General features: G+C 46.7%; 17 protein-coding genes. 10 read left to right on the top strand and 7 right to left on the bottom strand.

Annotated elements, in window-relative coordinates:
* Positions 1–13: 13 nt before the first annotated feature.
* From aspT to CLV59_RS15725, 3 genes are all read left to right on the top strand, one after another.
* On the top strand, positions 14–1,729 hold the full coding sequence (gene aspT, locus CLV59_RS15735) for an aspartate-alanine antiporter (RefSeq protein ID WP_111593018.1): 1,716 nt from the start codon (positions 14–16) through the stop codon (positions 1,727–1,729).
* Positions 1,730–2,047: 318 nt separating this feature from the next.
* The gene (locus tag CLV59_RS15730; protein ID WP_111593017.1) at positions 2,048–5,137 is read left to right on the top strand and encodes a SusC/RagA family TonB-linked outer membrane protein; all 3,090 of its coding nucleotides are present in this window, start codon (positions 2,048–2,050) and stop codon (positions 5,135–5,137) included.
* A 10-nt stretch (positions 5,138–5,147) separates the two neighbouring features.
* Entirely contained in the window at positions 5,148–6,656 is a 1,509-nt protein-coding gene (locus tag CLV59_RS15725; RefSeq protein WP_111593016.1) for a RagB/SusD family nutrient uptake outer membrane protein, read from the top strand.
* A 72-nt stretch (positions 6,657–6,728) separates the two neighbouring features.
* On the opposite strand, the gene CLV59_RS15720 is transcribed toward CLV59_RS15725, so the two are convergent.
* Entirely contained in the window at positions 6,729–7,292 is a 564-nt protein-coding gene (locus CLV59_RS15720) for a methyltransferase family protein (RefSeq protein ID WP_111593015.1), read from the bottom strand.
* Between the two features lie 111 nt (positions 7,293–7,403).
* On the opposite strand from CLV59_RS15720, the gene trxA reads away from it, so the two are divergent.
* Complete coding sequence (trxA, locus tag CLV59_RS15715) at positions 7,404–7,703, top strand: thioredoxin (RefSeq protein ID WP_111593014.1); 300 nt, start codon at positions 7,404–7,406, stop codon at positions 7,701–7,703.
* A gap of 71 nt (positions 7,704–7,774) precedes the next feature.
* On the opposite strand, the gene CLV59_RS15710 is transcribed toward trxA, so the two are convergent.
* From CLV59_RS15710 to fbaA, 4 genes are all read right to left on the bottom strand, one after another.
* A complete protein-coding gene (locus CLV59_RS15710) occupies positions 7,775–8,932 on the bottom strand; it encodes an outer membrane protein assembly factor BamD (RefSeq protein WP_146616210.1) in 1,158 nt (385 codons plus the stop codon).
* Positions 8,933–8,964: 32 nt separating this feature from the next.
* A complete protein-coding gene (gene smpB, locus CLV59_RS15705) occupies positions 8,965–9,402 on the bottom strand; it encodes an SsrA-binding protein SmpB (RefSeq protein WP_111593012.1) in 438 nt (145 codons plus the stop codon).
* Positions 9,403–9,478: 76 nt separating this feature from the next.
* On the bottom strand, positions 9,479–10,327 hold the full coding sequence (accD, locus tag CLV59_RS15700; RefSeq protein WP_111593011.1) for an acetyl-CoA carboxylase, carboxyltransferase subunit beta: 849 nt from the start codon (positions 10,325–10,327) through the stop codon (positions 9,479–9,481).
* A gap of 197 nt (positions 10,328–10,524) precedes the next feature.
* A complete protein-coding gene (fbaA, locus tag CLV59_RS15695; RefSeq protein ID WP_111593010.1) occupies positions 10,525–11,592 on the bottom strand; it encodes a class II fructose-bisphosphate aldolase in 1,068 nt (355 codons plus the stop codon).
* Between the two features lie 135 nt (positions 11,593–11,727).
* On the opposite strand from fbaA, the gene CLV59_RS15690 reads away from it, so the two are divergent.
* The gene (locus CLV59_RS15690; protein WP_111593009.1) at positions 11,728–12,543 is read left to right on the top strand and encodes an alpha/beta fold hydrolase; all 816 of its coding nucleotides are present in this window, start codon (positions 11,728–11,730) and stop codon (positions 12,541–12,543) included.
* Between the two features lie 25 nt (positions 12,544–12,568).
* On the opposite strand, the gene CLV59_RS15685 is transcribed toward CLV59_RS15690, so the two are convergent.
* Positions 12,569–13,354 (bottom strand): helical backbone metal receptor, encoded by a 786-nt coding sequence (locus CLV59_RS15685; protein WP_245950881.1) that lies wholly within the window; start codon positions 13,352–13,354, stop codon positions 12,569–12,571.
* A 2-nt stretch (positions 13,355–13,356) separates the two neighbouring features.
* Complete coding sequence (locus CLV59_RS15680; protein WP_111593007.1) at positions 13,357–14,715, bottom strand: pyridoxal-phosphate dependent enzyme; 1,359 nt, start codon at positions 14,713–14,715, stop codon at positions 13,357–13,359.
* A gap of 90 nt (positions 14,716–14,805) precedes the next feature.
* Between CLV59_RS15680 and bioD the strand changes: the two genes are divergently transcribed.
* Genes bioD through CLV59_RS15655 form a run of 5 tightly spaced genes read left to right on the top strand, consistent with a single transcriptional unit; the run spans position 14,806 to position 21,187 of the window.
* Positions 14,806–15,447: a dethiobiotin synthase gene (gene bioD / locus CLV59_RS15675; RefSeq protein WP_111593006.1), complete on the top strand. Its 642-nt coding sequence runs from the start codon at positions 14,806–14,808 to the stop codon at positions 15,445–15,447.
* Entirely contained in the window at positions 15,444–16,028 is a 585-nt protein-coding gene (locus tag CLV59_RS15670; RefSeq protein ID WP_111593005.1) for a 5-formyltetrahydrofolate cyclo-ligase, read from the top strand. Before bioD ends, CLV59_RS15670 begins: the two co-directional genes overlap by 4 nt.
* 1 nt (position 16,029) lies before the next feature.
* The gene (gene lpxK, locus CLV59_RS15665) at positions 16,030–17,100 is read left to right on the top strand and encodes a tetraacyldisaccharide 4'-kinase (protein WP_111593004.1); all 1,071 of its coding nucleotides are present in this window, start codon (positions 16,030–16,032) and stop codon (positions 17,098–17,100) included.
* Positions 17,101–17,116: 16 nt separating this feature from the next.
* Positions 17,117–20,197, top strand: coding sequence for a ribonuclease R (rnr, locus tag CLV59_RS29115; RefSeq protein ID WP_211323903.1), 3,081 nt, complete (start codon positions 17,117–17,119; stop codon positions 20,195–20,197).
* Between the two features lie 18 nt (positions 20,198–20,215).
* Complete coding sequence (locus tag CLV59_RS15655) at positions 20,216–21,187, top strand: polyprenyl synthetase family protein (protein ID WP_111593003.1); 972 nt, start codon at positions 20,216–20,218, stop codon at positions 21,185–21,187.
* Positions 21,188–21,307 lie beyond the last annotated feature (120 nt).

Below are 21,307 nucleotides of genomic sequence, written 5' to 3'. Positions count from 1 at the left end.
TCAACTATTGCTTATGTTCGAATGGCTCATTCACACCCTCCGCAAATACCCTGAAATTGCCGTGATGTTAACCCTTATGTTAGGGTACCTGATTGGCAAAGTACATATAAAAGGCTTCACCCTGGGAACCGTTACTGGCGTACTGCTCGTAGGTATTTTCATCGGCACTTATCATATCCCGATCCCCGACGGCTCCAAAGCAATTTTCTTTCTCTTCTTCCTGTTCTGTACCGGCTATGGCATTGGCCCCCAATTTTTCCAGGCTCTGAAAAAAGATGGGATGCCTATTGCATTGTTTTCATTTATTGTTTGCGTTAGCAGCTTGATATTATGTTGGATCATCTCTTCCATCTTACGCTTTGAAATAGGTACTGCCGCCGGTTTCATGTCAGGCGCCAATACCTGCTCCGCTATCATCGGGGTGGCCTCTAATAGTATCAAGGATCTGAATATCCCCGATTTCGAAAAATCCAAATACCTGGATCAGATACCCGTGGCTTACGCCGTGACGTATATCTTCGGTACCGCCGGTACCAGTTGGTTCCTCTCTGTCATTGGTCCCTGGTTTATGTCTGGCAGCAGGGCTAAACTAATTGAAGAAACTAAGCAACTGGAAGCCAAACTGGCCGAATCAGCCACAGAAGAGCAAGGAGGACCCACAAACGCCTATGATAAAGTAGCTTTCCGCGCATACCTCCTCAGCAGAGATATTATCGGCGATGGTAAAACCGTTACTGAACTGGAAGACTCCCTCAAAGCAAAAGGCCGTATCCTCTGGATGCTGCGCGTACGCCGGGAAGGACGACTACTCCCAGTAACGCCGGATTTACTACTCCATGCCGGAGATATCGTGGCCGCTGGCGGACAACGTGTCTCCGCAATCGGTGCAGATGCACTCCTGGGTAAAGAAGTAGCAGACGTAGAACTACTTACTTTTCCCGTGCAAGATGCCATGGTATACGTGACGAATAAACGAATGGTGGGGCATCATATACGCAGGCTCGCAGCAGAGCCAAGTTTCAGAGGTATCAGCGTCCGCAAACTCACCAGGGCAGGGATTGAAATTCCTTTATCGCCACTAACAGTACTGGCCAAAGGCGATGTACTGGAACTGGTGGGAATCGAACAGGATCTGGACAGAGCCATCAAACTCCTTGGGTTCAAAGAGAAAACAGGCGTGGAAACGGATATCATTTACCTGGCCGGAGGTATTGTGATCGGTACGCTGGTAGGCGCGCTGTCCGTGAAAGTAGGGAAGGTGCCCCTGGAACTTAGTACCAGCGGAGGTTCGCTCATCGCAGGACTCTTCTTCGGATGGTTGCGCAGCGCACGTCCCACTTTCGGATTTATTCCCCCTTCTTCCCAATGGGTGCTGGCAAAACTTGGCCTGCATGTATTTATTGCAATCGTAGGACTCACTTCCAGTGAAGGATTCCTTACCGGATTAAAACAAGAAGGCATCACTCTCTTTCTCGCCGGGATCGTATTAAGTCTTTCTCCTATGGTACTGGCACTTTTTCTTTCTAAATATGTCTTCAGATTTCATCCGGCAGTAGGGCTGGGAGCCTGTGCTGGCGCGCATGACGAGTCGGCCCCGCTATTGGCAGTACAGGATGCGCTGAATAGTAAGGTGCCCGCACTAGGCTATACCGTGGCCTATGCAGTGGCCAATATTACCCTCACTACTTCAGGGGTTATTATTGTACTCCTCATGAGTCATGGAAAATAATTTTCGGCAACTTTTTTAACATTTCTTTTGTTGATTACGGAATAACCACTAGCTTTGCGCTCCTATAAGTCTATAGAATTAATAGGGTAATAAAACGGAACTCATGACAGGAAACCAATTACAAAGAAACCAACCGCATTGTGCTGCATGCTTGTCGTACTGTTGCGACGCCCGAATGTATTGTTGAAAAGCCACACAATCACCTGACAGCAATTAAATAATAGGGGAAACATAGCTTGGGGTACCTAACGCCAAACCGGCGCTGGGGTGGATATTCCATGCTTCTGAAAACAGCAAAACCTCCACAACTAACATATTATGCTACAACGATTACTTTTAATTTTTCTCGTGGTGCTGGGCCCATTACTGGGTGCTGCACAAACACGCACAGTTACGGGAACAGTATTCTCGGCCATAGATAAAGCGCCGTTGCCAGGAGCAACAGTGGTGGTAAAAGGTACTACCAAAGGTACTGCCACCAATGCGGAAGGCACTTTTAAACTGGATGTCACCGATCCTTCAGCAACTACGCTGGTGGTGAGTTTTATAGGTATGAAACCACAGGAAGTAGCCATAACGACTGCGCCTATACGTATTTCACTGGAATCTGCCAGCAAAGAAATTGACGAGGTAGTGGTGATCGCTTACGGTACTGGTAAGAAAAACTCGCTGACGGGTTCCGTTTCACAGATTAAAGGGGCAGAATTGGAAGATCGCCAGATCTCCAGCGTTTCCCGCGGTCTGCAAGGACAGGTAGCCGGTGTGCAAAGCACTGCCCAGAGCGGACAACCAGGTACTGATGCGACGATCCGCATCCGTGGCGTGGGATCTATCAACGCTTCATCTGATCCGCTGTATGTAGTGGACGGCGCACCATATACTGGTAGTATTAATGCGATCAATCCTTCGGATATCGAGTCTATTTCTGTATTGAAAGACGCGGCTTCCAGTGCCCTGTACGGGTCCCGCGGCGCTAATGGCGTGATCATCATCACTACTAAAAAAGGAAAAGGCAACGGTACGAATATCAATGCCCGGGTAAGCCAGGGATTTTCTAAACGTGCAGTGAAAGATTACGCACAGGTAAGCACCAATGATTATTTCCAAATGTACTGGGAAGCCTTGCGTAATGCGGGTCTTACCAATGGCCTGTCGGCAGACGCGGCTGCTGCATACGCCAGCAGTAATGTAGTCAGCGATCTCGGCATCAACCCTTACGGTACGGCTTATCCTACGCCTGTTGGCCTGGATGGCAAAATAGTGCCAGGCGCTCACCCGCTCTGGAACGATAACTGGAACAATGCCATGCAGCGTACCGGCCAACGCACGCAAGCAGATGTGGCCATCAGCGGTACTTCCGACAAAGCCAGATACTATGTTTCCGGCGGATACCTGAACGATCAGGGTATCTATCTTGGCTCAGGTTTCAAACGTTATAACGTACGCACCAACCTGGACCTGGATGCAAAAAAATGGCTGAAAGTAGGCATCAACCTCGCTGCTGCTCACTCCGATCAGCAAGCGCCTCCTTCTGAAGACAGTCGCTCCGATAACTACGTGAACTACGGCAGATTAATGCCTTCCTTCTATCCAATATATCAACGTAACCTGACTACAGGCGCATATATTCTGGATGCAAACGGTAATAAAATATTCGACTATGGCGCATATCGCCCTAGTGCCAATAACCCCAATACCAACCTGGTTCAAACAGCTAACATCGATTTACATAACGTAAACCGTGATGATGTTTCCGCTCGTGGTTTTGCAGAAGCTACCATCTGGGATCAGCTGAAATTTAAAACCACTTACAGCGCCGACTATACGCAGCGCATGACCCACGATTACACCAACCCAACACTGGGCTTCGATGCGCCTATCGGCGGTACGGTGGATCGTGGTAGCTATCGTACTTTCAGCTGGACTTTCAACAACATTTTCACTTACGATAAAACCTTCCAGGAAAAACATCATATCAGCTTACTCGCTGGTCAGGAAGCCTATAAATATAAATTCACCTTCATCGATGGTAACCGCTCCGGTTTCTCGCTGCCAGGCCTGACAGAACCGGCTGATGCCTCTGTACTACTGGGCTACACCGGCTACTCCGATGTATTTACTTTATCCAGCTACCTGTCTCGCGCAGAATATGACTACAAAGGAAAATACTTCTTCTCCGGATCATTACGCCGCGATGGTTCTTCCCGATTCTCTCCAAGCAGACGTTGGGGTACCTTCTGGTCTTTAGGCGGTTCCTGGAAAATGACAGAAGAAAACTGGCTGAAAAGCTCCAAGTGGCTGGATTTGCTGACAGTACGCGCCAGCTACGGTGCACAGGGTAATGATAACCTAGGTTCCTTCTACGGCTATCAGGCTTTGTATGTAGTAAACAGCAACCTCGGAGAAGGCGGTACCTACCGCGATACGCTGGCCAACACCAACCTGAAATGGGAAACCAATTTAAACCTCAACGTAGGGGTAGACTGGTCCATGTTTAACAACCGTTTCGGTGGTACTGTAGAATTCTTCCAGCGTAAATCAAGAGACCTGCTCTATCAATTGCCACTGGCGCCTTCTACAGGTTATCCTTCCATTGCGCAGAACATCGGCGCATTACGTAACAATGGTATAGACGTTACGTTAAGAGGCGTACCGGTAAGAACGAGAGACTTCCAATGGTCTGTAGACCTGAATCTCACCCATTACAAAAATGTGGTGACCTCCTTACCGCAGAAAGAAATTATCAGCGGTACGAAGAAACTGATGGTAGGCCATTCTATCTATGATTTCTATATCCGCGAATGGGCAGGAGTAGACCCTAAAACTGGAGCGCCACTCTGGTATGTAACAGATCCTACTACAGGTAATAAAACCACTACTTCCAATTATAGCAGCGGTTCCCTGTATTACTCAGGTTCTGCATTACCGGATATTTATGGCGGTCTGACCAATACCTTCACTTACCGCGGTATTTCCCTGTCTTTCCTCTGGGCTTACAGTCTGGGTGGAAAAGTACTGGACCAGGATTATCCTCAGTTAATGCATACCGGTAATAACCCCGGTCGCGCATGGTCTGAAGAAATGCTGAACCACTGGACGCCAACGAACACCAATACCAACGTTCCTTTGCTGACAACCAACAATACGAACTGGACATCTACCTCCACACGTTTCCTGTATGATGCATCTTATGCACGTCTGAAAAATGTGAATCTCAGCTACACGCTGCCTAAGTCGTTACTGGATAAGGCGCACCTGAATACGGTTACCGTATACGTAACAGGCGAGAACCTGATTACTATTTATGGTCACAAGGGGATGGATCCTGAGCAGGCAGTTGCAGGCGTTACTTACTTCCGTTATCCGGCTATCAAATCTTTATCTGCCGGTATTAACCTGAATTTCTAAAAACAGAGCCATGAAAAAGAACAGATATATACTTACAGCGATATTGAGTGTAGGATTGTTGGCGTCGTGCAGTAAGAGCTTCCTCGATCAGCAACCTACCAACCAAGTACCGGAAGATCAGGTATTCACTACCGCAGATAACGTGGAAACCGTTATCAACGGAACCTGGGCTTATGCCATGGAAACATTCTTCACGTATTCCGTACCAGGATTCACTTCTATTCTCCGTGCCAGCGATGCCATGGGGGATGATGTGGCCGTAACCACCAAATATGGTTTGCGGGATGCTTATACCTTCGTGGAAATGGTAGACAACACCAAGAACCGCGTCAGCGCTTACTGGACCATTCTCTATAAAGTGATAGACAATGCCAACAGCATCATTGCAAACGTTGATAAAGCAACGGGAGATGACGCACAGAAAGCCCGTCTGAAAGGACAAGCTTATGCGCTCCGTGGCTGGTGCTACCTGACCCTGGCATCCTTCTATCAGTTTAATCCGATAGTAGATCCTAACGCCAAAGCAGTACCTATCTATCTCACCCCTACAACACCCACTACCAAAGGGAATCCGCGTGCTACCATTAAACAGGTATACGATCAGGCTATTGCCGACCTGCTGGCAGCAGAACCACTGGTAACAGGGTATAACAGGGGAGACGCGAGCAAAAAATATAAAATCGATCTCAATGTGGTTGAAGGATTGCTGGCCAGAGCCTATCTGCAAACCCAACAATGGACCCTGGCACAACAGAAAGCAGCTGCTGCCCGCAACGGTTACCCACTGATGGCAGGAGCGGACTATCTGAAAGGTTTCAGCGATGTCAGCAATGTAGAATGGATCTGGGGACACCCTCAAACGCCTAACCAGAGCAATGCAAGCTATAACTTCCATTTCCTGGATGTAAGCGATCCCGGTTCTTACTACTACAGCTTCATGGCAGATCCTTTCTTCAAAAACTACTTCGATAACGGCGACGTACGTACGCAGTTGTTTGATTGGGATACATTACCATCTCAGGAAGGTTACCTGCGCTATAAAAAATTCCGCTTCCGTGACCAGACAGCCTTAATCGGCGATCTCGTACTGATGCGCACTGCAGAAATGGTATTGATCCAGGCGGAAGCCTACGCCCGTAGCGGCGATGCAGGAAATGCTGCACTCAAACTGAATGAATTGCGTTCTGCCCGTGGTGCATATCAATATGTACAGAATACCGGTAGTCTGATCGATACCATTATGATTGAGAGAAGAAAGGAACTATGGGGGGAAGGATTCTCGCTGTCGGATATCCTGCGAACTAATGGAACTGTGGTAAGGAAAGCATTTACTTCTTATACTGGTGGCGATTCTATCATTCAGGTGCCTCGTGCAGACGGTACATTCAAAGCAGTGAAAGCGAAAGGTCACAGAACCCTGCGCTTCCCGGATGGTACCGTGTTTACGCCACAGAGTAAATATTACCTCTTCGCTATTCCATTATCGGAAGTACAGAATAATCCTAGCCTGAACAACTAATATATTGCATGAAAATAAAAAGGGATTGATGTCGCAGACATCAATCCCTTTTTATTTCCGCTTTTTTTATGCTTAATAAATAAACGGTATCAATCGTTTCGTACGTTGCATATACGCCCGGTAAGTATCGCCGAATTGGGTAAGCAATACTTTCTCTTCAATACTGATGCGGTAAGAAAAGGCAATAAATACGGGAATCACCACTGCCGCTACGCTATACCAGTTATTGTAGGATACCCCATAGCCAATAAAGGAGAGTAGGGAGGCCGCATAAGAAGGATGACGTAAATAGGCATAAAACCCATCCGTCTTTAGCTGATGGTCTTCCCGGATAGTAACCGTTACAGTAAAGAATTTACCAAGTGCCCGAATAGCGGCAAATCGTAGTATCACACCCAGTACGATCAATGCCAGTCCGGTATAATGCACGGGAAAAAAGCTGGAAGCAATGGGAGCATAGGTACGGTAACCCAGCTGAGAAGCCGCAATGATACTGGCAATGATCACCAGCCATATCACATTCAGACTGTTTTTATCTTGTTGCTGCTTGTCTGCCTTGCCAGGACGCAATAGCACATTGAGCAGAATTTCAGAGGCCAGCCACAGCACAAAGATGACGATAGAAAGTACATGCATAAAAATGGTTTTAGGGTGATTTAATATACGCAATTTTTATCATGTTGTACTATCCATTGGTACTTTGTACCTTTGAATATCAAATTTTATCTAACAGTAAAATACGGAACTATGGAAAATCTACAGGAACTAATACAGTCATCCACTCCTTTGCTGATCGATTGTTTTGCTACCTGGTGCGGACCTTGTAAGATGGTACCTCCGATATTGAAGGAGGTGAAAGACAAACTGGGAGATAAGATTCGTATAGTGAAAATTGATGTGGACAGGAATCCGCAGCTCTCCAGTCAATGGCAGATTGCAAGTATCCCTACATTACTGCTATTCAAAGAGGGTAAACTGCTATGGCGCCAAAGCGGCGTAGTGCCTGCACATCAGTTGCTGCCACTACTACAACAATATGTACAATAACTTATTAGTCGCAAAAATAAAAGGGAAAGGACGTCGCAGACGTCCTTTCCCTTTTATTTTAAATATCAATTTTAAATATTACTGTAAAAACCTCTTAACTCCCGGTCCAGATCCGTATAAATAGGCTTGGTAAATTCCAGGAATAACTGATCGGGTGGAGGAGGAGACATTTCGCGGCCTCCCATCAGGCGTTTGTCCTGATCCGATAATGCCCGGGAATCGCCTCTGTAAGAACCGAATTCATTTATCCAGGTATAACTGCCCGGAATGCGGTTCTGACGGATCGTCTGGCCATTGGCGGTATTGAGGATACGGTAATCCAAAATACCTTTCGATACAACGGTTTGTTTGGTGAGAAAAAGTGTAGCCTTTACCGTTATATACTTTTTGATTTCTTTACCGGTGGAGTCTTTTTTCGTACCATCTTCAATTTCCCTGCTAACATCGCGCTGAGTGCGGTCTACATATGTTTGACCAACGATAAAATCATAGAATCGAAGTTCCAGGTATTGATCTGCCGGCACTTTGTTTTCTGCGGCAAAGCGCTCGTCAAAGAACTGTACAAAGCGATTAATCTGTTGCTGTTGAATGTTGCGAACCAGATAGTCGCGGAACTGATCAGCAGTGAACTGGAAATAAGGAGAACGTACTTCAAGCTGGCTGATCACCACATTCACTACGCCCATATGATAGGCCTCATCCATGAGGGCTTTGGCATCTTTATAGTTGTTCACCAGTTTCAGTGCGGCGGCAAACTCATCATAAGCCTGTCTGGCACTGGCTTTATCACCTCTGTCCAGCAAAATATTACCACGTTCGTAACGGGCTTCTGCTGCATTCTCCTGTGCGCCGGTAATGGCGGATGAATAGTCTTTCGGCTTTACCACTTCCATAGCGGCAGGACTGGATTGTATGATGTCATACAGTCGCTGCATGCTGCGGTATTCCGCCCTTACATTTTCCCATTTAAGCTGATTATTGGAAACCAATAGCTGGCTGACACGATCTTCATGCAGCTTCAAGGAATGCTGATAGGCAGTAGGAAGGAGTTGTCGGGCCTTCGTATCAGACGGACGGCGCTGTAACTTCTTCACGAAAGTTTCTACCGCCTCATCGTAACGACCTTTATTATATAATTTTTCTCCGGAGCGGCATGAGAATAGGAATGCCACTACTGCACAGCATAGTAGTGTGCGCAGTTGCAGGAATGATAGGTTCGGAAGTTTCACTGGAATTCGGGTTTATGGGATAATGCTGATGACTATTTATATTGACGTCTCAACTCTCTTTCCGACTCACGCTGTTTGATGGAATCTCTCTTATCATGGAGTTTCTTACCCTTACCCAGGCCTATTTCCATCTTCGCCAAACTCTTCTCGGTGATGAACATACGTAAAGGGATAATGGTATAACCTCTTTCCTTCATTTTGTTCTCCAGTTTGCGGAGTTCTTTCTTAGTCAGTAATAATTTGCGTTCCCGCAGGGGATCATGATTGGCTGCGGTACCGTGGGAGTACTCTGCAATATGCAGGCTTTTAACAAACAACTCTCCTTTGGAGAAGTAGCAGAATGCATCATTAAAGCTCACTCTGCCGGCACGGATTGATTTAATCTCCGTTCCGGTTAATACTATGCCAGCAATATACTTGTCTTCTATTGCGTACTCAAAATATGCCGATCTGTTTCTTAATTCTGCCATAGTGTATGATTACAAAAATGCTTTATGGATTTGGTAGTCTGACGACTGCAAATCCATAAAGCATACAATGTAATGTTTATTTTTTGAACAGTGCCAGTACTGTTGCCAGTTTGGTCTTCAATTCTTTTCTGTCCATGATGAAATCCAGGAAACCGTGATCCAACAGGAACTCAGCGCTCTGGAATCCTTCAGGGAGATCTTTCTTAATAGTTTCCTTGATGATCCTTGGACCTGCAAAGCCGATCAGTGCGCCCGGTTCTGCAATGTTGAAATCGCCCAGCATCGCGTAAGATGCCGTCACGCCACCAGTGGTAGGATCAGTCATCAGGGAGATGTAAGGAAGTCTTGCATTTGCCAGCTGTGTCAGTTTAGCGGATGTTTTTGCCATCTGCATCAGAGAAAATGCACTCTCCATCATACGCGCGCCACCAGATTTAGATATAATCATCAGTGGCATTTTATGCACAATGCAATAATCAATAGCCCTTGAAATCTTCTCTCCAACAACAGAACCCATGGAACCGCCGATGAAGTTGAAGTCCATACAAGCCACCACCAAGTCATTTCCCAGTACCTGCCCAGCGCCAACTGTCATGGCGTCTTTCAGACCTGATTTTTTCTGCGCATCTTTAAGCCTGTCACCATAGGGCTTCAAGTCTTTAAAGCCCAGAAAATCAGTTGGGTAAATATTGGGGAACAGTTCTTCGAACTGATTGTTGTCGAAAATGATCTCAAAGTACTCAGCGGAGTTGATACGATTATGATAATTACACTTATCACAAACATAAAAATGCTCCTTCAGATCCTTAACAGTGGTGGTTTTTTTACAGTTAGGGCATTTGTGCCATAAACCATCAGGAGCTTCTTTCTTCTCACTGGTGGAGGTGGAAATGCCTTGTTTAATTCGCTTAAACCAGCTTGACATATTCTTCTGTTAGATTAGAAAATAGTGGTGCAAGATACGAATTAATGAATTATTTAAGTAAAAAATCAAATAATTATAGTATAATAAGTTACATATAATTAAAAAGATGCTGCATCCACCAATAAATTAGGAGAGGATCTGGTCAAAACCTGCGGTTTCAACCAGATCCTCTCCTAAAAAAATGTACAAAGAATATATTAAGCGTTTCTGTTGATACAGTTCAGATCATGGAAAGCCTCTTCCAGACGCTTAACAAAGGTTTCTTCCCCTTTGCGCAGCCAAACGCGTGGATCATAGTATTTTTTGTTTGGTTTATCTGCACCTTCTGGGTTACCCAGCTGGCCTTGCAGATATTCTTTCTTCGCTTCGTAGAAATCGTGTACACCTTCCCAGAATGCCCACTGCATATCGGTATCGATGTTCATTTTGATAACGCCATAACCCAGTGCTTCTGCAATCTGGTGCTTTGGAGAACCGCTACCGCCATGGAATACATAGTAAACTGGTTTTGCTTTGGTGCCGAATTTCTGCTGGATGAACTCCTGGCTGTTGTGCAGGATCACCGGACGCAGTTCTACGTTACCTGGGCTGTATACGCCGTGTACGTTACCGAAAGCAGCAGCCACTGTGAAACGGTTACCTACTTTAGACAGTACTTCATATGCATGCGCTACATCTTCAGGCTGAGTATAGAGTTTGGAATTGTCTACGCCGGAATTGTCTACGCCATCTTCTTCACCACCGGTTACACCCAGTTCGATTTCGATAGACATACCCAGTTTGTTCATTCTCTCAAAGTATTTGTGAGAGATCTCGATATTTTCGTGCAGCGGCTCTTCAGACAGATCCAGCATGTGAGAGCTGTACAGCGGATGACCGTGCAGTTTGAAATATTCTTCACCGGCAGTCAGCAGACCGTCGATCCATGGCAGCCATTTTTTAGCAGCATGGTCTGTATGCAGTACTACTGGCACACCGTAATATTTTGCCACTTCATGCACATGCTTCGCGCCGGAAATGCCACCTGCAATATTCGCCTGCAGTTTATCGTTAGGCATTCCTTTACCAGCGAAGAATTGCGCACCGCCGTTGGAAAACTGTATAATTACCGGTGAATTCACCTTTGCTGCTGTTTCCAGTACTGCGTTTACGGAGTTAGTTCCTACCACGTTCACAGCAGGCATAGCAAATCCGTTGTCTTTGGCATCGTTATACAGCGCATCCAGCTCTTCGCCGAATAATACGCCAGCTCTGTATTTTCCCATACTCTAAAAGATATTTGATTTTTAGGAAAGCAAATATAAGGAGTTAATGAGAAGATTTATAACGATTTCAGATTTTACACTACCTTTAAATGGTTTGTCGTTAATCGTATCTTTTACGTCTGAAAACCCAATACTATGCAACCTCGCTTCAGGAAATGCCTGCTGGTCTGGATGATCATGTGTCTTGCTACAACTACTTTTGCTACTATCCCGCCAGATTCTTCCGGCAGCTATGCTTCCTTCGATCATACCCGTATTCACTTTACTATCAAGGGAAAAGGAACGCCGGTAATACTCCTGCATGGATTTATGCAGCAGGGAGACGCGTGGTTCAAGTACCCGCTGTACGACTCCCTGATTCGTCAGGGATATTGTGTAATTACTCCAGACCTGCGCGGCAACGGCCTGTCTGATAAACCTCATGAAGAGAACGCCTACGCCAATGATGCGGAAGCCCGCGATATCATGGCTTTGGCAGACCATCTGCACCTGAACGCCTATAAAATAGTAGGATATTCCCGTGGCGCCATCATCGCTTCCCGCGTACTCCTCCTGGATAATCGCGTGCGCTGCGGCGTAATGGGCGGAATGGGCACTGCCTTCACCAACCCCGGCTGGCCACGGCGATGGCTTTTCTATCGCGCACTCTCCGGCGAAAATGTACCTGAACTGGCAGCAATGGTGAAAAACGTACAGTCGGCAGGGTTAGACCAGCAAGCACTGGCCCTGCAGCAAAAAGAACAACCTGCTTCTACGCCACAGGAACTGGCAGGCATTCATAAACCAGTACTGGTAATTGGCGGCGATAAAGACGAGGATAACGATACTGGCGGCGCACTCGCAGCCATGATGCCCACCGGCATGCACGCAACAGTCACCGGCGATCATAACAGTACTGTTCGATCCCCTTACTTTGCAGCCTGGGTAATCGACTTCCTGCAAAATCATTAATAACAGTCAGAGACAGGGTAGAATATCATTGGTCTAATGCGGCAATCAGCCCGGAAAAATAGGCGGGAGCCCCTTTTAACCGGCTGCCATACCAGGAAAAATATTCGCCGTCCACCAACTGAATAGTGGCCTCCGGCAATATCTCCTGCAATTCCGACATATGCTTTTCCTTAAATGGATAAGGCTCAGAGGAAAGTAATACCAGGTCGCAATGACTGGCTTTCAGTTGCTCCATCGTAATTTCAGGATATCGGGTCAACTCCCCGAAAACATTCTGAATGCCGCAGGCTTTCAACATCTGCTGAATAAAAGTATCTCCGCCCGCTACCATCCAAGGTTGCCGCCAAATAAAATAAGCGGCTGTTAAAGGCTTTGATAATGGCCGCAGATCGGAGAAATCCTGCGAAATTTCCGCTATCATAGCGGCCGCCCGGTTACTGGTGTGCGTAATCGCACCAATGCCAGCCATCATACCATAAGCATCTTCCAGGGTATGTATATCGCTTACCCATACCGGATATTCCTGCATAAGTGCTTCTATATCCGACTTCGTATTTTCTTCCTTATTGGCAATAATCAAATCCGGACGTAACGACCGGATGGTATCCATATTAACTTGCTTAGTGCCGCCAACACGGGTTTTAGTCCTGAACCACGTGTCAGGGTGTACACAAAACTTCGTAATCCCCACTACCTGCTCTTCCAGGCCCAGCGAATAAAGCAACTCCGTTTGGGAAGGCACCAGAGAGATAATCCTCTCTGGCGCCTTTTCCAGCACGACATTACGTTGCAGTTGATCTGTATATTCCATCATTATCTTCCCAGCGCCTGAATAATATCGTATTTGGTAACAATATGATAATCGCCGCTTTCGTCTTTTGTTAAAACAGCGCCGTTCTCTTTATTAATGTAAAAGGATAATTTCTCAATAGGCGTATTTTCACTGACAACCGGGAATGACGCCTGCATAACGTTTCTGACCGTAGCGTCTTTCAGATGTACGTCATCAATCAGTTTGTTAAACAAACCATTCTCGGATACAGAACCTATCATCTCTCCATTCTCAAATACCGGTAAGTGCTCTATATCATATTTCCTCATTTTGGAAATGACATCGCTTACTTTTACATCCGGTGTAATACTTACCAGTGGCTGATTACGACGGGAGCTTACCACATCCTTCACGGTTTTTACATCCAGGAAGCCGCGTTCCATCATCCATTGGTCGTTGTAGACTTTCCCCACATAGCGACTACCATGATCATGGAAAATCACTACTACCACGTCCGTTGGTTTCAGGTGCTCTTTCAGCTGGAGCAGCCCAGCCACAGCTGAACCGGCGGAATAACCCACAAAAATGCCCTCCTCCTTGGTGATACGGCGGGCCATCACAGCGCCATCTTTATCCGTCACCTTTTCGAAACGGTCAATAACGCCCATATCATAGTTCTGTGGCACGAAGTCTTCCCCAATACCTTCTGTGATATATGGATATACTTCGTTCATATCAATCTCTCCGGTCTCAAAATATTTTTTCAACAGGGAGCCATAGCTGTCTATCGCCCATACCTGTATATTCGGGTTCTTTTCTTTCAGGAATTTACCTGTACCCGTAACAGTACCGCCTGTGCCGGTAGCTACGACCAGATGGGTCACTTTTCCATCCGTCTGTTCCCAGATTTCCGGACCCGTCTGTTCATAGTGCGCATCCCTGTTAGCCAGGTTATCGTACTGATTGACATAGAAGGAATTGGGAATTTCCTGAGACAAGCGTTTGGAAACGGAGTAATAGGAGCGGGGATCTTCCGGCTCCACATTGGTAGGACAAACAATTACTTCTGCGCCTACCGCTTTGAGGATATCCACTTTTTCCTTGGACTGCTTGTCGGTAGTGGTGAAGATACATTTGTAACCTTTGATAACTGCGGCCAGGGCTAATCCCATACCGGTATTGCCGGATGTGCCTTCGATAATGGTGCCGCCGGGCTTGAGCAGACCTTTTTTCTCGGCTTCTTCCACCATTTTCAGGGCCATACGGTCCTTGATGGAGTTGCCTGGGTTAAAAAACTCTACTTTGGCAAACACTGGGCATGGCAGGGTGGCAGATACGCGGTGTAATTTGACTAAGGGAGTATGGCCAATCGTTTCGAGGATGTTTTCACAATATTTCATAATGCTATGAGGTTGTACATTTACTAAGATAGCTTTTTTCTCAATGCCACCAGCAGAGCAAACATTGCCGGAATCCCTATCTTTGCCGGAATGATGAACCGAATTTTTATTACAGGAACAGGCACTGGCGTAGGTAAAACCGTTACTGCTGCCTGTGTGACAGAAGCGCTGCAGGCCGATTACTGGAAGCCCGTACAAACAGGACTGGCCGAAGGAACCGACACCAATACCGTTAAAAGCTTACTTTCCAATCATATATCCGTCTGCCATCCGGAGGTCTATGCCCTGGAGGAACCGGCATCCCCCCATCTGGCAGCCAGGCTGGAACATACCATTATCGAACCCGGGAAAATTTTACAACAACTTAACAGCTTTCCCACCGACCGCCCATTGGTAATAGAAGGCGCTGGCGGACTAATGGTACCCATCAATGAGGAGATGTTTACCCTGGATCTGATTAAAGAAATGAATGCAGGTGTCATAATTGCCGCCCGTAACTATCTTGGCAGTATTAACCATGCCATGCTAACTGCACGCATGCTGCAACATACAGGCGTTCCCGTTATGGGATGGATCTTTGGCGGCGACTGGCACTCCAATGAAGAAGACATTATCCGCTGGTCAGGAATCCCCCGGATAGGACGCATTCCACAGGCCGAAGCTGTCGGAAAGGCATTTATCAGCGAGCAGGCACAATTGTTGTCACGTCCGCTGTACCAACTGTTACAATGACAACTAAAAAGGATATACGAAAACAATTCCTGGAACAAAGGCTCAACCTGGATGAGCCCACCGCAACTCGGCTGAACTCCGCATTGCAGGCCAATGTACTGAAGCTAAACTTCTCCGGATTGCAATATATCCATGTATTCCTTCCCATCCTGGAAAAGAAGGAGGCCGACACCTGGCCTATCATTGAGGCATTGCGCACCCAGTACCCACAACTACGATGGGTACTCTCCCGGTCCGACATGCAAACCGCCACGATGACACATTTCCTCTGGGAACAAGATACTCCACTTGTAAAAAACAGTTATGGGATCACAGAACCAGCTGCCGGCGAAACCGTGACCCCACCACAGATAGACCTGGTGTTCGTGCCTTTGCTGGCATTCGATCACACCGGCCATCGGGTAGGATATGGCAAAGGTATGTACGACCGATTCCTGCAGGAATGTCGGCCGGATGTACAAACCATCGGCCTTTCCCTCTTTGAACCAATTCGGGAAATTCCGGATACCAATGCGGGCGATATTGCCCTGCAAACAGTGGTGACCCCGGAGAATATTTATCATTTTTCTAAAAAAGACTAACGTGCTCAAATATTTGTCAGTACTCCTATATCCCTTCTCCCTGCTCTACGGACTGGTGATGTGGATTCGCAATAAACTGTATGACAAAGGCCTGCTGACGGCCGTTGAATTTGACATTCCTACCATCGCAGCCGGGAATCTCTCCGTAGGAGGAACAGGGAAAACCCCGCATGTGGAATATCTGATCCGACTCCTCAAAGAACATTTCCAGGTAGCCACCCTCAGCAGAGGCTATAACCGCCGTAGCAGCGGATATATCCTCGCTGATGAACATACTACCGCCGCTGATATCGGCGATGAACCCATGCAGTTTCATGATAAGTTCCCGGATATACACGTATCTGTAGGAGAAGAACGCATGCTGGCCATCCCGCAGCTCCTGATGGACGAACCAGGCACCCAGGTAGTGCTGCTGGATGATGCATTCCAGCACCGTAGCATTAAACCTGGCATGAATATTATGATCACAGAGTACAACCGCAGGTTTACAAAGGATCATATAGTACCTTTCGGCCGACTGCGAGAAGGAAGGCAAGGATATACGAGGGCGAATTGCATTATCGTGTCTAAATGTCCGCCAACCCTTTCCCTGGCAGAAAAACAGGCAATTGAAAAAGAAATAAATCCTTTACCCCATCAGCAGGTGTTTTTTACTACCTTGCAGTACGGAGCCATGTACGACCTGATTACGCATGAGCCGGTACAACTGGCAGCAGATACGACCGTTTTGCTGACATGCGGTATCGCAAGACCTGAGCCACTGCTGGAAAAGCTCAGATCTTCATTTGATCAGGTTTTCCTGTTACCATTCCCGGATCATTACTATTATTCTGAAAAAGATATAGCAAAGATCAGGAAGGAACTGGATGATCTTCCAGGTAAAAACAAGATAGTAGTGACCACCGAGAAAGACGCCGTGAGGCTGCATTTACTGAAGAAAACACTGACAGAACAAAACCTGCACATGGCTGTTATGCCTGTAGAAATTGCGTTCCTTTTCGGCGCGCAGGAAACATTTAATAATTTTATTTTTGATTACGTCAGCAGATATTACCCTGCAACCAATCAATGAAGAACTACCCTGAAACATGAGTAAAAAGAAGAAAGATAAAAATAGAGGCGGAAGCCAGAACAGAGGCGGAGGCCAGAAAAAAACCTACAAAGGCGTGGTGGAAGTAACCCGCTCAGGCATGGCCTTCGTAATCGTACAAGGCCTTCCACGCGATATCCTGGTAAAACAGAAAAACCTGAATACTGCACTGGACAAAGACGAAGTGTTGGTGGATATCATTAAGCCTGCCCGCAGCGGAAGCCGTATGGAAGGCGTTATAACGGACATCATTAAACGAAGTAAAACAGAATTCACCGGCACCCTTCAGGTCAGCAAAAACTTCGGTTTCCTGATTCCTGAAAAAGGGATGTTTATGCCGGATATCTATATTCCGGCCAACTCCCTTGGAGAGGCCCGTACCGGCGATAAAGCCGTTGTGAAGATTGTGGCCTGGGGCGAAAAATCCCGCAAACCAGTCGGCGAAATCGTTGAAATCCTGGATGCCAGCAATACCAACGATCTGGCCATGAAGGAAATCCTGATTGAAGCCGGATTCCCGCTGAACTTCCCTAAGGAAGCCTTAGAAGAGCTAAACCACATCCCAGACACTATAACGGAAGCGGAAGTACGAAAAAGAAGAGATTGCCGCGAAATCCTCACCTTCACCATTGATCCGGTGGATGCGAAAGACTTCGATGATGCCATCTCCATTCGTCCGCTGAAAAATGGCCTGTACGAAATTGGTGTACACATCGCTGACGTAAGTCACTATGTGCTGCCAGGTACAGAGCTGGACAAAGAAGCAGAAAAACGCGCTAACTCAGTATATCTGCCGGATCGCGTATTACCTATGCTGCCGGAAAAGATTTCCAACGAACTCTGTTCCCTGCGTCCACATGAGGATAAATATACTTTCTCTGCCATCTTCCAGATGAACGAGAAAGGAGAGGTGAAGCAACACTGGATAGGCAGAACCGTTATCCACTCTGCTCATCGATTTACCTACGAAGATGTACAGGACATTATAGAATCTCAGGAAGGTCCTTATAAACAGGAAATCCTGTTGCTGAATAAAATTGCCCAAACCCTCCGTAAAGACCGCTTCTCTAAAGGCGCTATTAACTTTAGCTCCCAGGAAGTACGCTTCAAGCTGGACGAAACAGGCAAGCCTATTGGCATCGTTATCAAAGAAAGCAAAGAAGCCCACCAGCTGATTGAAGAAATGATGCTGCTGGCCAACAGAACAGTGGCTGCTTATGTGGCTAAAATCAAGGTCAACAAACAGCCAGTTCCATTCCCATATCGGGTGCATGATACGCCTGATCCGGAAAAACTGAAAGTATTCGCTTCCTTCGCCAACAAATTCGGTTATCGGTTTGACCTGAGCTCTCCAGATAACATCGCGTCATCCTTCAATCGTATGCTGGAACTGGTGAAAGGAAAACCGGAACAGCACGTGCTGGAAACCCTCGGTATCCGTACTATGGCTAAAGCGGCTTATACGATAGATAACGTAGGGCACTACGGTCTTGGGTTTGAAGATTATTGCCACTTCACATCGCCTATCCGCCGATATCCGGATGTATTGGTACATCGGGTACTGGCAGAATGTCTGGCCAATGATATCCATCCAAATAAACAGATGGAGAAAGAATGCAAACACTGCTCTGAAATGGAACGTAAGGCCATGGAAGCAGAACGTGCGGCCAACAAATACAAGCAGGTGGAATACATGCAGCAGTTCATTGGTGAAACCTTTACGGGTGTCATCAGTGGCGTGGCACATTTTGGCTTCTGGGTGGAAACCGTAGATACCAAATGCGAAGGACTGGTAAGCGTGCATAACCTGAATAAGAAAGAAGATTTTGTGTTCAATGAGGCGGAATATGCGCTGGTTGGTTCTAGCAGTGGACGCCGTTTCCGCATTGGACAGGAAGTGGAAATCCGGGTGGTAGCGGCTAATTTGGCGAAAAGACAACTGGATTATGAGCTGGAAGAAGAACTGCAAACAAGTATGCAGCCACGCATGCAGCAGCCTAAACAGGTGGTGCAGCACCAGCAGCAACATCCTGGTAAGAAGAAAAAGAAAAAAGACAAACAACGCAACTTTATACCACAACCGGTGGTGAAAACAGAAATCGGAAATGGCGCCGATATGCCGCCGGTAGATCTGCCAGTTATTTCTGAAAGTATTATTACGCCTCCGGAAGTACCAGCAAACTTACAACCGCATATACAACCCGCATCTACTGCCGTTGCTCCTGCTTCCACAGATGGGTTGACCGGTATCGTGAAACCTGCTGCTACGCCGAAAAAAGCAAAAGGCAATAAAAAAGCGGTAGAAGATAAACCAGTGGTGAAGGAGACGCCAGTCGCTCCGAAAGCTGCTGCCTCTAAGAAAGTGGCGAAAGACACTAAGAAGGCAGTGGTAGAAAAACCAGTGGTGAAGCAGACGCCAGTCGCTCCAAAAGCTACTGCTCCTAAGAAAGTGGCGAAAGATACTAAGAAAGCAGTGGTAGAAAAGCCAGTGGTAAAGGAGATACCAGTCGCTTCGAAAGCTGCTGCTCCTAAGAAAGCGGCGAAAGGCACTAAGAAAACAGTTGCCGTAAAACCAGCAGTGAAGCAAGCTGCGGTGGCATCAAAAGCCAAGGTCAAAGCGAAAAAAGCAGAGGCTCCGGCTCCTGCGAAGAAAGTTGCCGCTGGAAAAGTTGCGCCTAAAGCAACGAAAGCTGCAACGACTACCAAGAAAGTAGCTGCGCCAAAGAAAGCCGCCGCAAAAAAAGCGGTAGTTTCGAAGCCAGCGAATAAAAAAGTCGCTGCTAAGAAAGCCGTTCCAGCTAAAAAGACGGTTGTCGCGCCAGCAAACAAAAAAGCAGCTGCGCCTAAAAAGAAGGCCGCGACAACAGTAAAAAAGGCTGCAACTACAAAGGCTACGCCTAAGAAAGCAGTAGCCGTAAAAGTAGCTGCCAAGAAAGCTGCTGCTAAACCGGCTCCTAAAAAAGCTGTTCCTAAAAAGGCAACTACTTCGAAAGTAGCTCCTAAAAAGGCTGCTCCAAAGAAGGCTGCTGCGAAAAAAGCAACTGGCAAGAAAGGCAATACCGTAAAGAAGAAGAAATAATTTTAACGTATATCAGCAATGCAATCATTTAAAGAGTTAACAGGACAGTTCAGTAAACATTTCGATCAGCTGCAATTCCCGGAGCAACCTAACCGGCTTTATGATGCCGCCAGACATATTCTGGAAATAGGAGGTAAACGTATCCGACCTGTGCTTTGCCTGATGGGTAATGAACTGTTCGATGAGCTGCATCAGGATGCATTTCACGCCGGCAGTGCGGTAGAACTCTTCCATAATTTTACCCTGATACACGACGATATTATGGATAAAGCCCCTATCCGCAGGGGCAATCCTACTGTTCATATGGTCTACGGCGAAACGGCAGCCATTCTCTCCGGAGATGTGATGCTGATCAACGTTTATGAGCGGTTGAATAAAGTACACGCGAAATACCAGAAGAAACTGGTATCTGTATTCAATAAAGCCGCTATCGAGGTATGTGAAGGGCAGCAACTGGATATGGATTTCGAATTACTGGAGCCGGAAGCGGTAGACTACGATTCCTATGTGAATATGATTGGGCTGAAAACCTCTGTACTGCTGGCGGCGAGCCTTCAGATGGGAGCGATCATCGGCGGTGGCAGCGAAGGAAACCAGGGGCACTTGTATGCTTTCGGTAAGAACGTAGGCATTGCCTTCCAAATCCAGGACGATTTCCTGGATGCCTTCGGAGATCCTGAAAAATTCGGAAAACAGCAGGGCGGAGATATTCTGGCCAATAAAAAGACCTTCCTGCTGCTGAAAGCCTTTGAGCTGTGCAATCCTGCTCAGAAAGCGGAACTAAAGGCATTGCTGGCATCTAATCCGGAAGATAAGGTTGCCCGTGTGTTGCAACTGTTCCGCGATTGTAAAGTGGATGAATGGGCAGAGAAAGAAAAGGAGCGCTTTACCCAGATGGCTTTCAAAAATCTGGACGATATCGCCGTATTGACTAGTCGCAAACAACCACTGCGAGATCTGGCAGATTTTCTGCTGAATCGTCAGCAATAATCTGTTGAAATATAATTTGGAGTGAAAAAATCCGGGCATAGTCCCGGATTTTTTAATTTACTGTAAATTATTTTTTATAACTTTTTCCCATATATTCGCGCCCAAAACTGTAATAATCCA

The sequence above is a fragment of the Chitinophaga dinghuensis genome (genome assembly GCF_003259435.1).
In the GTDB taxonomy this organism is placed as follows: domain Bacteria; phylum Bacteroidota; class Bacteroidia; order Chitinophagales; family Chitinophagaceae; genus Chitinophaga; species Chitinophaga dinghuensis.
The sequence above is the reverse complement of the archived record's forward strand: the minus strand, read 5'-3'. Positions and strand labels throughout refer to the sequence as shown.

Excerpts from the sequence above, each read along its gene's own strand:
- aspT (WP_111593018.1), top strand. The coding sequence starts at position 14 with ATGTTCGAATGGCTCATTCACACCCTCCGCAAATACCCTGAAATTGCC.
- CLV59_RS15730 (WP_111593017.1), top strand. The coding sequence starts at position 2,048 with ATGCTACAACGATTACTTTTAATTTTTCTCGTGGTGCTGGGCCCATTA.
- CLV59_RS15725 (WP_111593016.1), top strand. The coding sequence starts at position 5,148 with ATGAAAAAGAACAGATATATACTTACAGCGATATTGAGTGTAGGATTG.
- CLV59_RS15720 (WP_111593015.1), bottom strand. The coding sequence starts at position 7,292 with ATGCATGTACTTTCTATCGTCATCTTTGTGCTGTGGCTGGCCTCTGAA.
- trxA (WP_111593014.1), top strand. The coding sequence starts at position 7,404 with ATGGAAAATCTACAGGAACTAATACAGTCATCCACTCCTTTGCTGATC.
- smpB (WP_111593012.1), bottom strand. The coding sequence starts at position 9,402 with ATGGCAGAATTAAGAAACAGATCGGCATATTTTGAGTACGCAATAGAA.
- accD (WP_111593011.1), bottom strand. The coding sequence starts at position 10,327 with ATGTCAAGCTGGTTTAAGCGAATTAAACAAGGCATTTCCACCTCCACC.
- fbaA (WP_111593010.1), bottom strand. The coding sequence starts at position 11,592 with ATGGGAAAATACAGAGCTGGCGTATTATTCGGCGAAGAGCTGGATGCG.
- CLV59_RS15690 (WP_111593009.1), top strand. The coding sequence starts at position 11,728 with ATGCAACCTCGCTTCAGGAAATGCCTGCTGGTCTGGATGATCATGTGT.
- CLV59_RS15685 (WP_245950881.1), bottom strand. The coding sequence starts at position 13,354 with ATGGAATATACAGATCAACTGCAACGTAATGTCGTGCTGGAAAAGGCG.
- CLV59_RS15680 (WP_111593007.1), bottom strand. The coding sequence starts at position 14,715 with ATGAAATATTGTGAAAACATCCTCGAAACGATTGGCCATACTCCCTTA.
- bioD (WP_111593006.1), top strand. The coding sequence starts at position 14,806 with ATGATGAACCGAATTTTTATTACAGGAACAGGCACTGGCGTAGGTAAA.
- CLV59_RS15670 (WP_111593005.1), top strand. The coding sequence starts at position 15,444 with ATGACAACTAAAAAGGATATACGAAAACAATTCCTGGAACAAAGGCTC.
- rnr (WP_211323903.1), top strand. The coding sequence starts at position 17,117 with ATGAGTAAAAAGAAGAAAGATAAAAATAGAGGCGGAAGCCAGAACAGA.
- CLV59_RS15655 (WP_111593003.1), top strand. The coding sequence starts at position 20,216 with ATGCAATCATTTAAAGAGTTAACAGGACAGTTCAGTAAACATTTCGAT.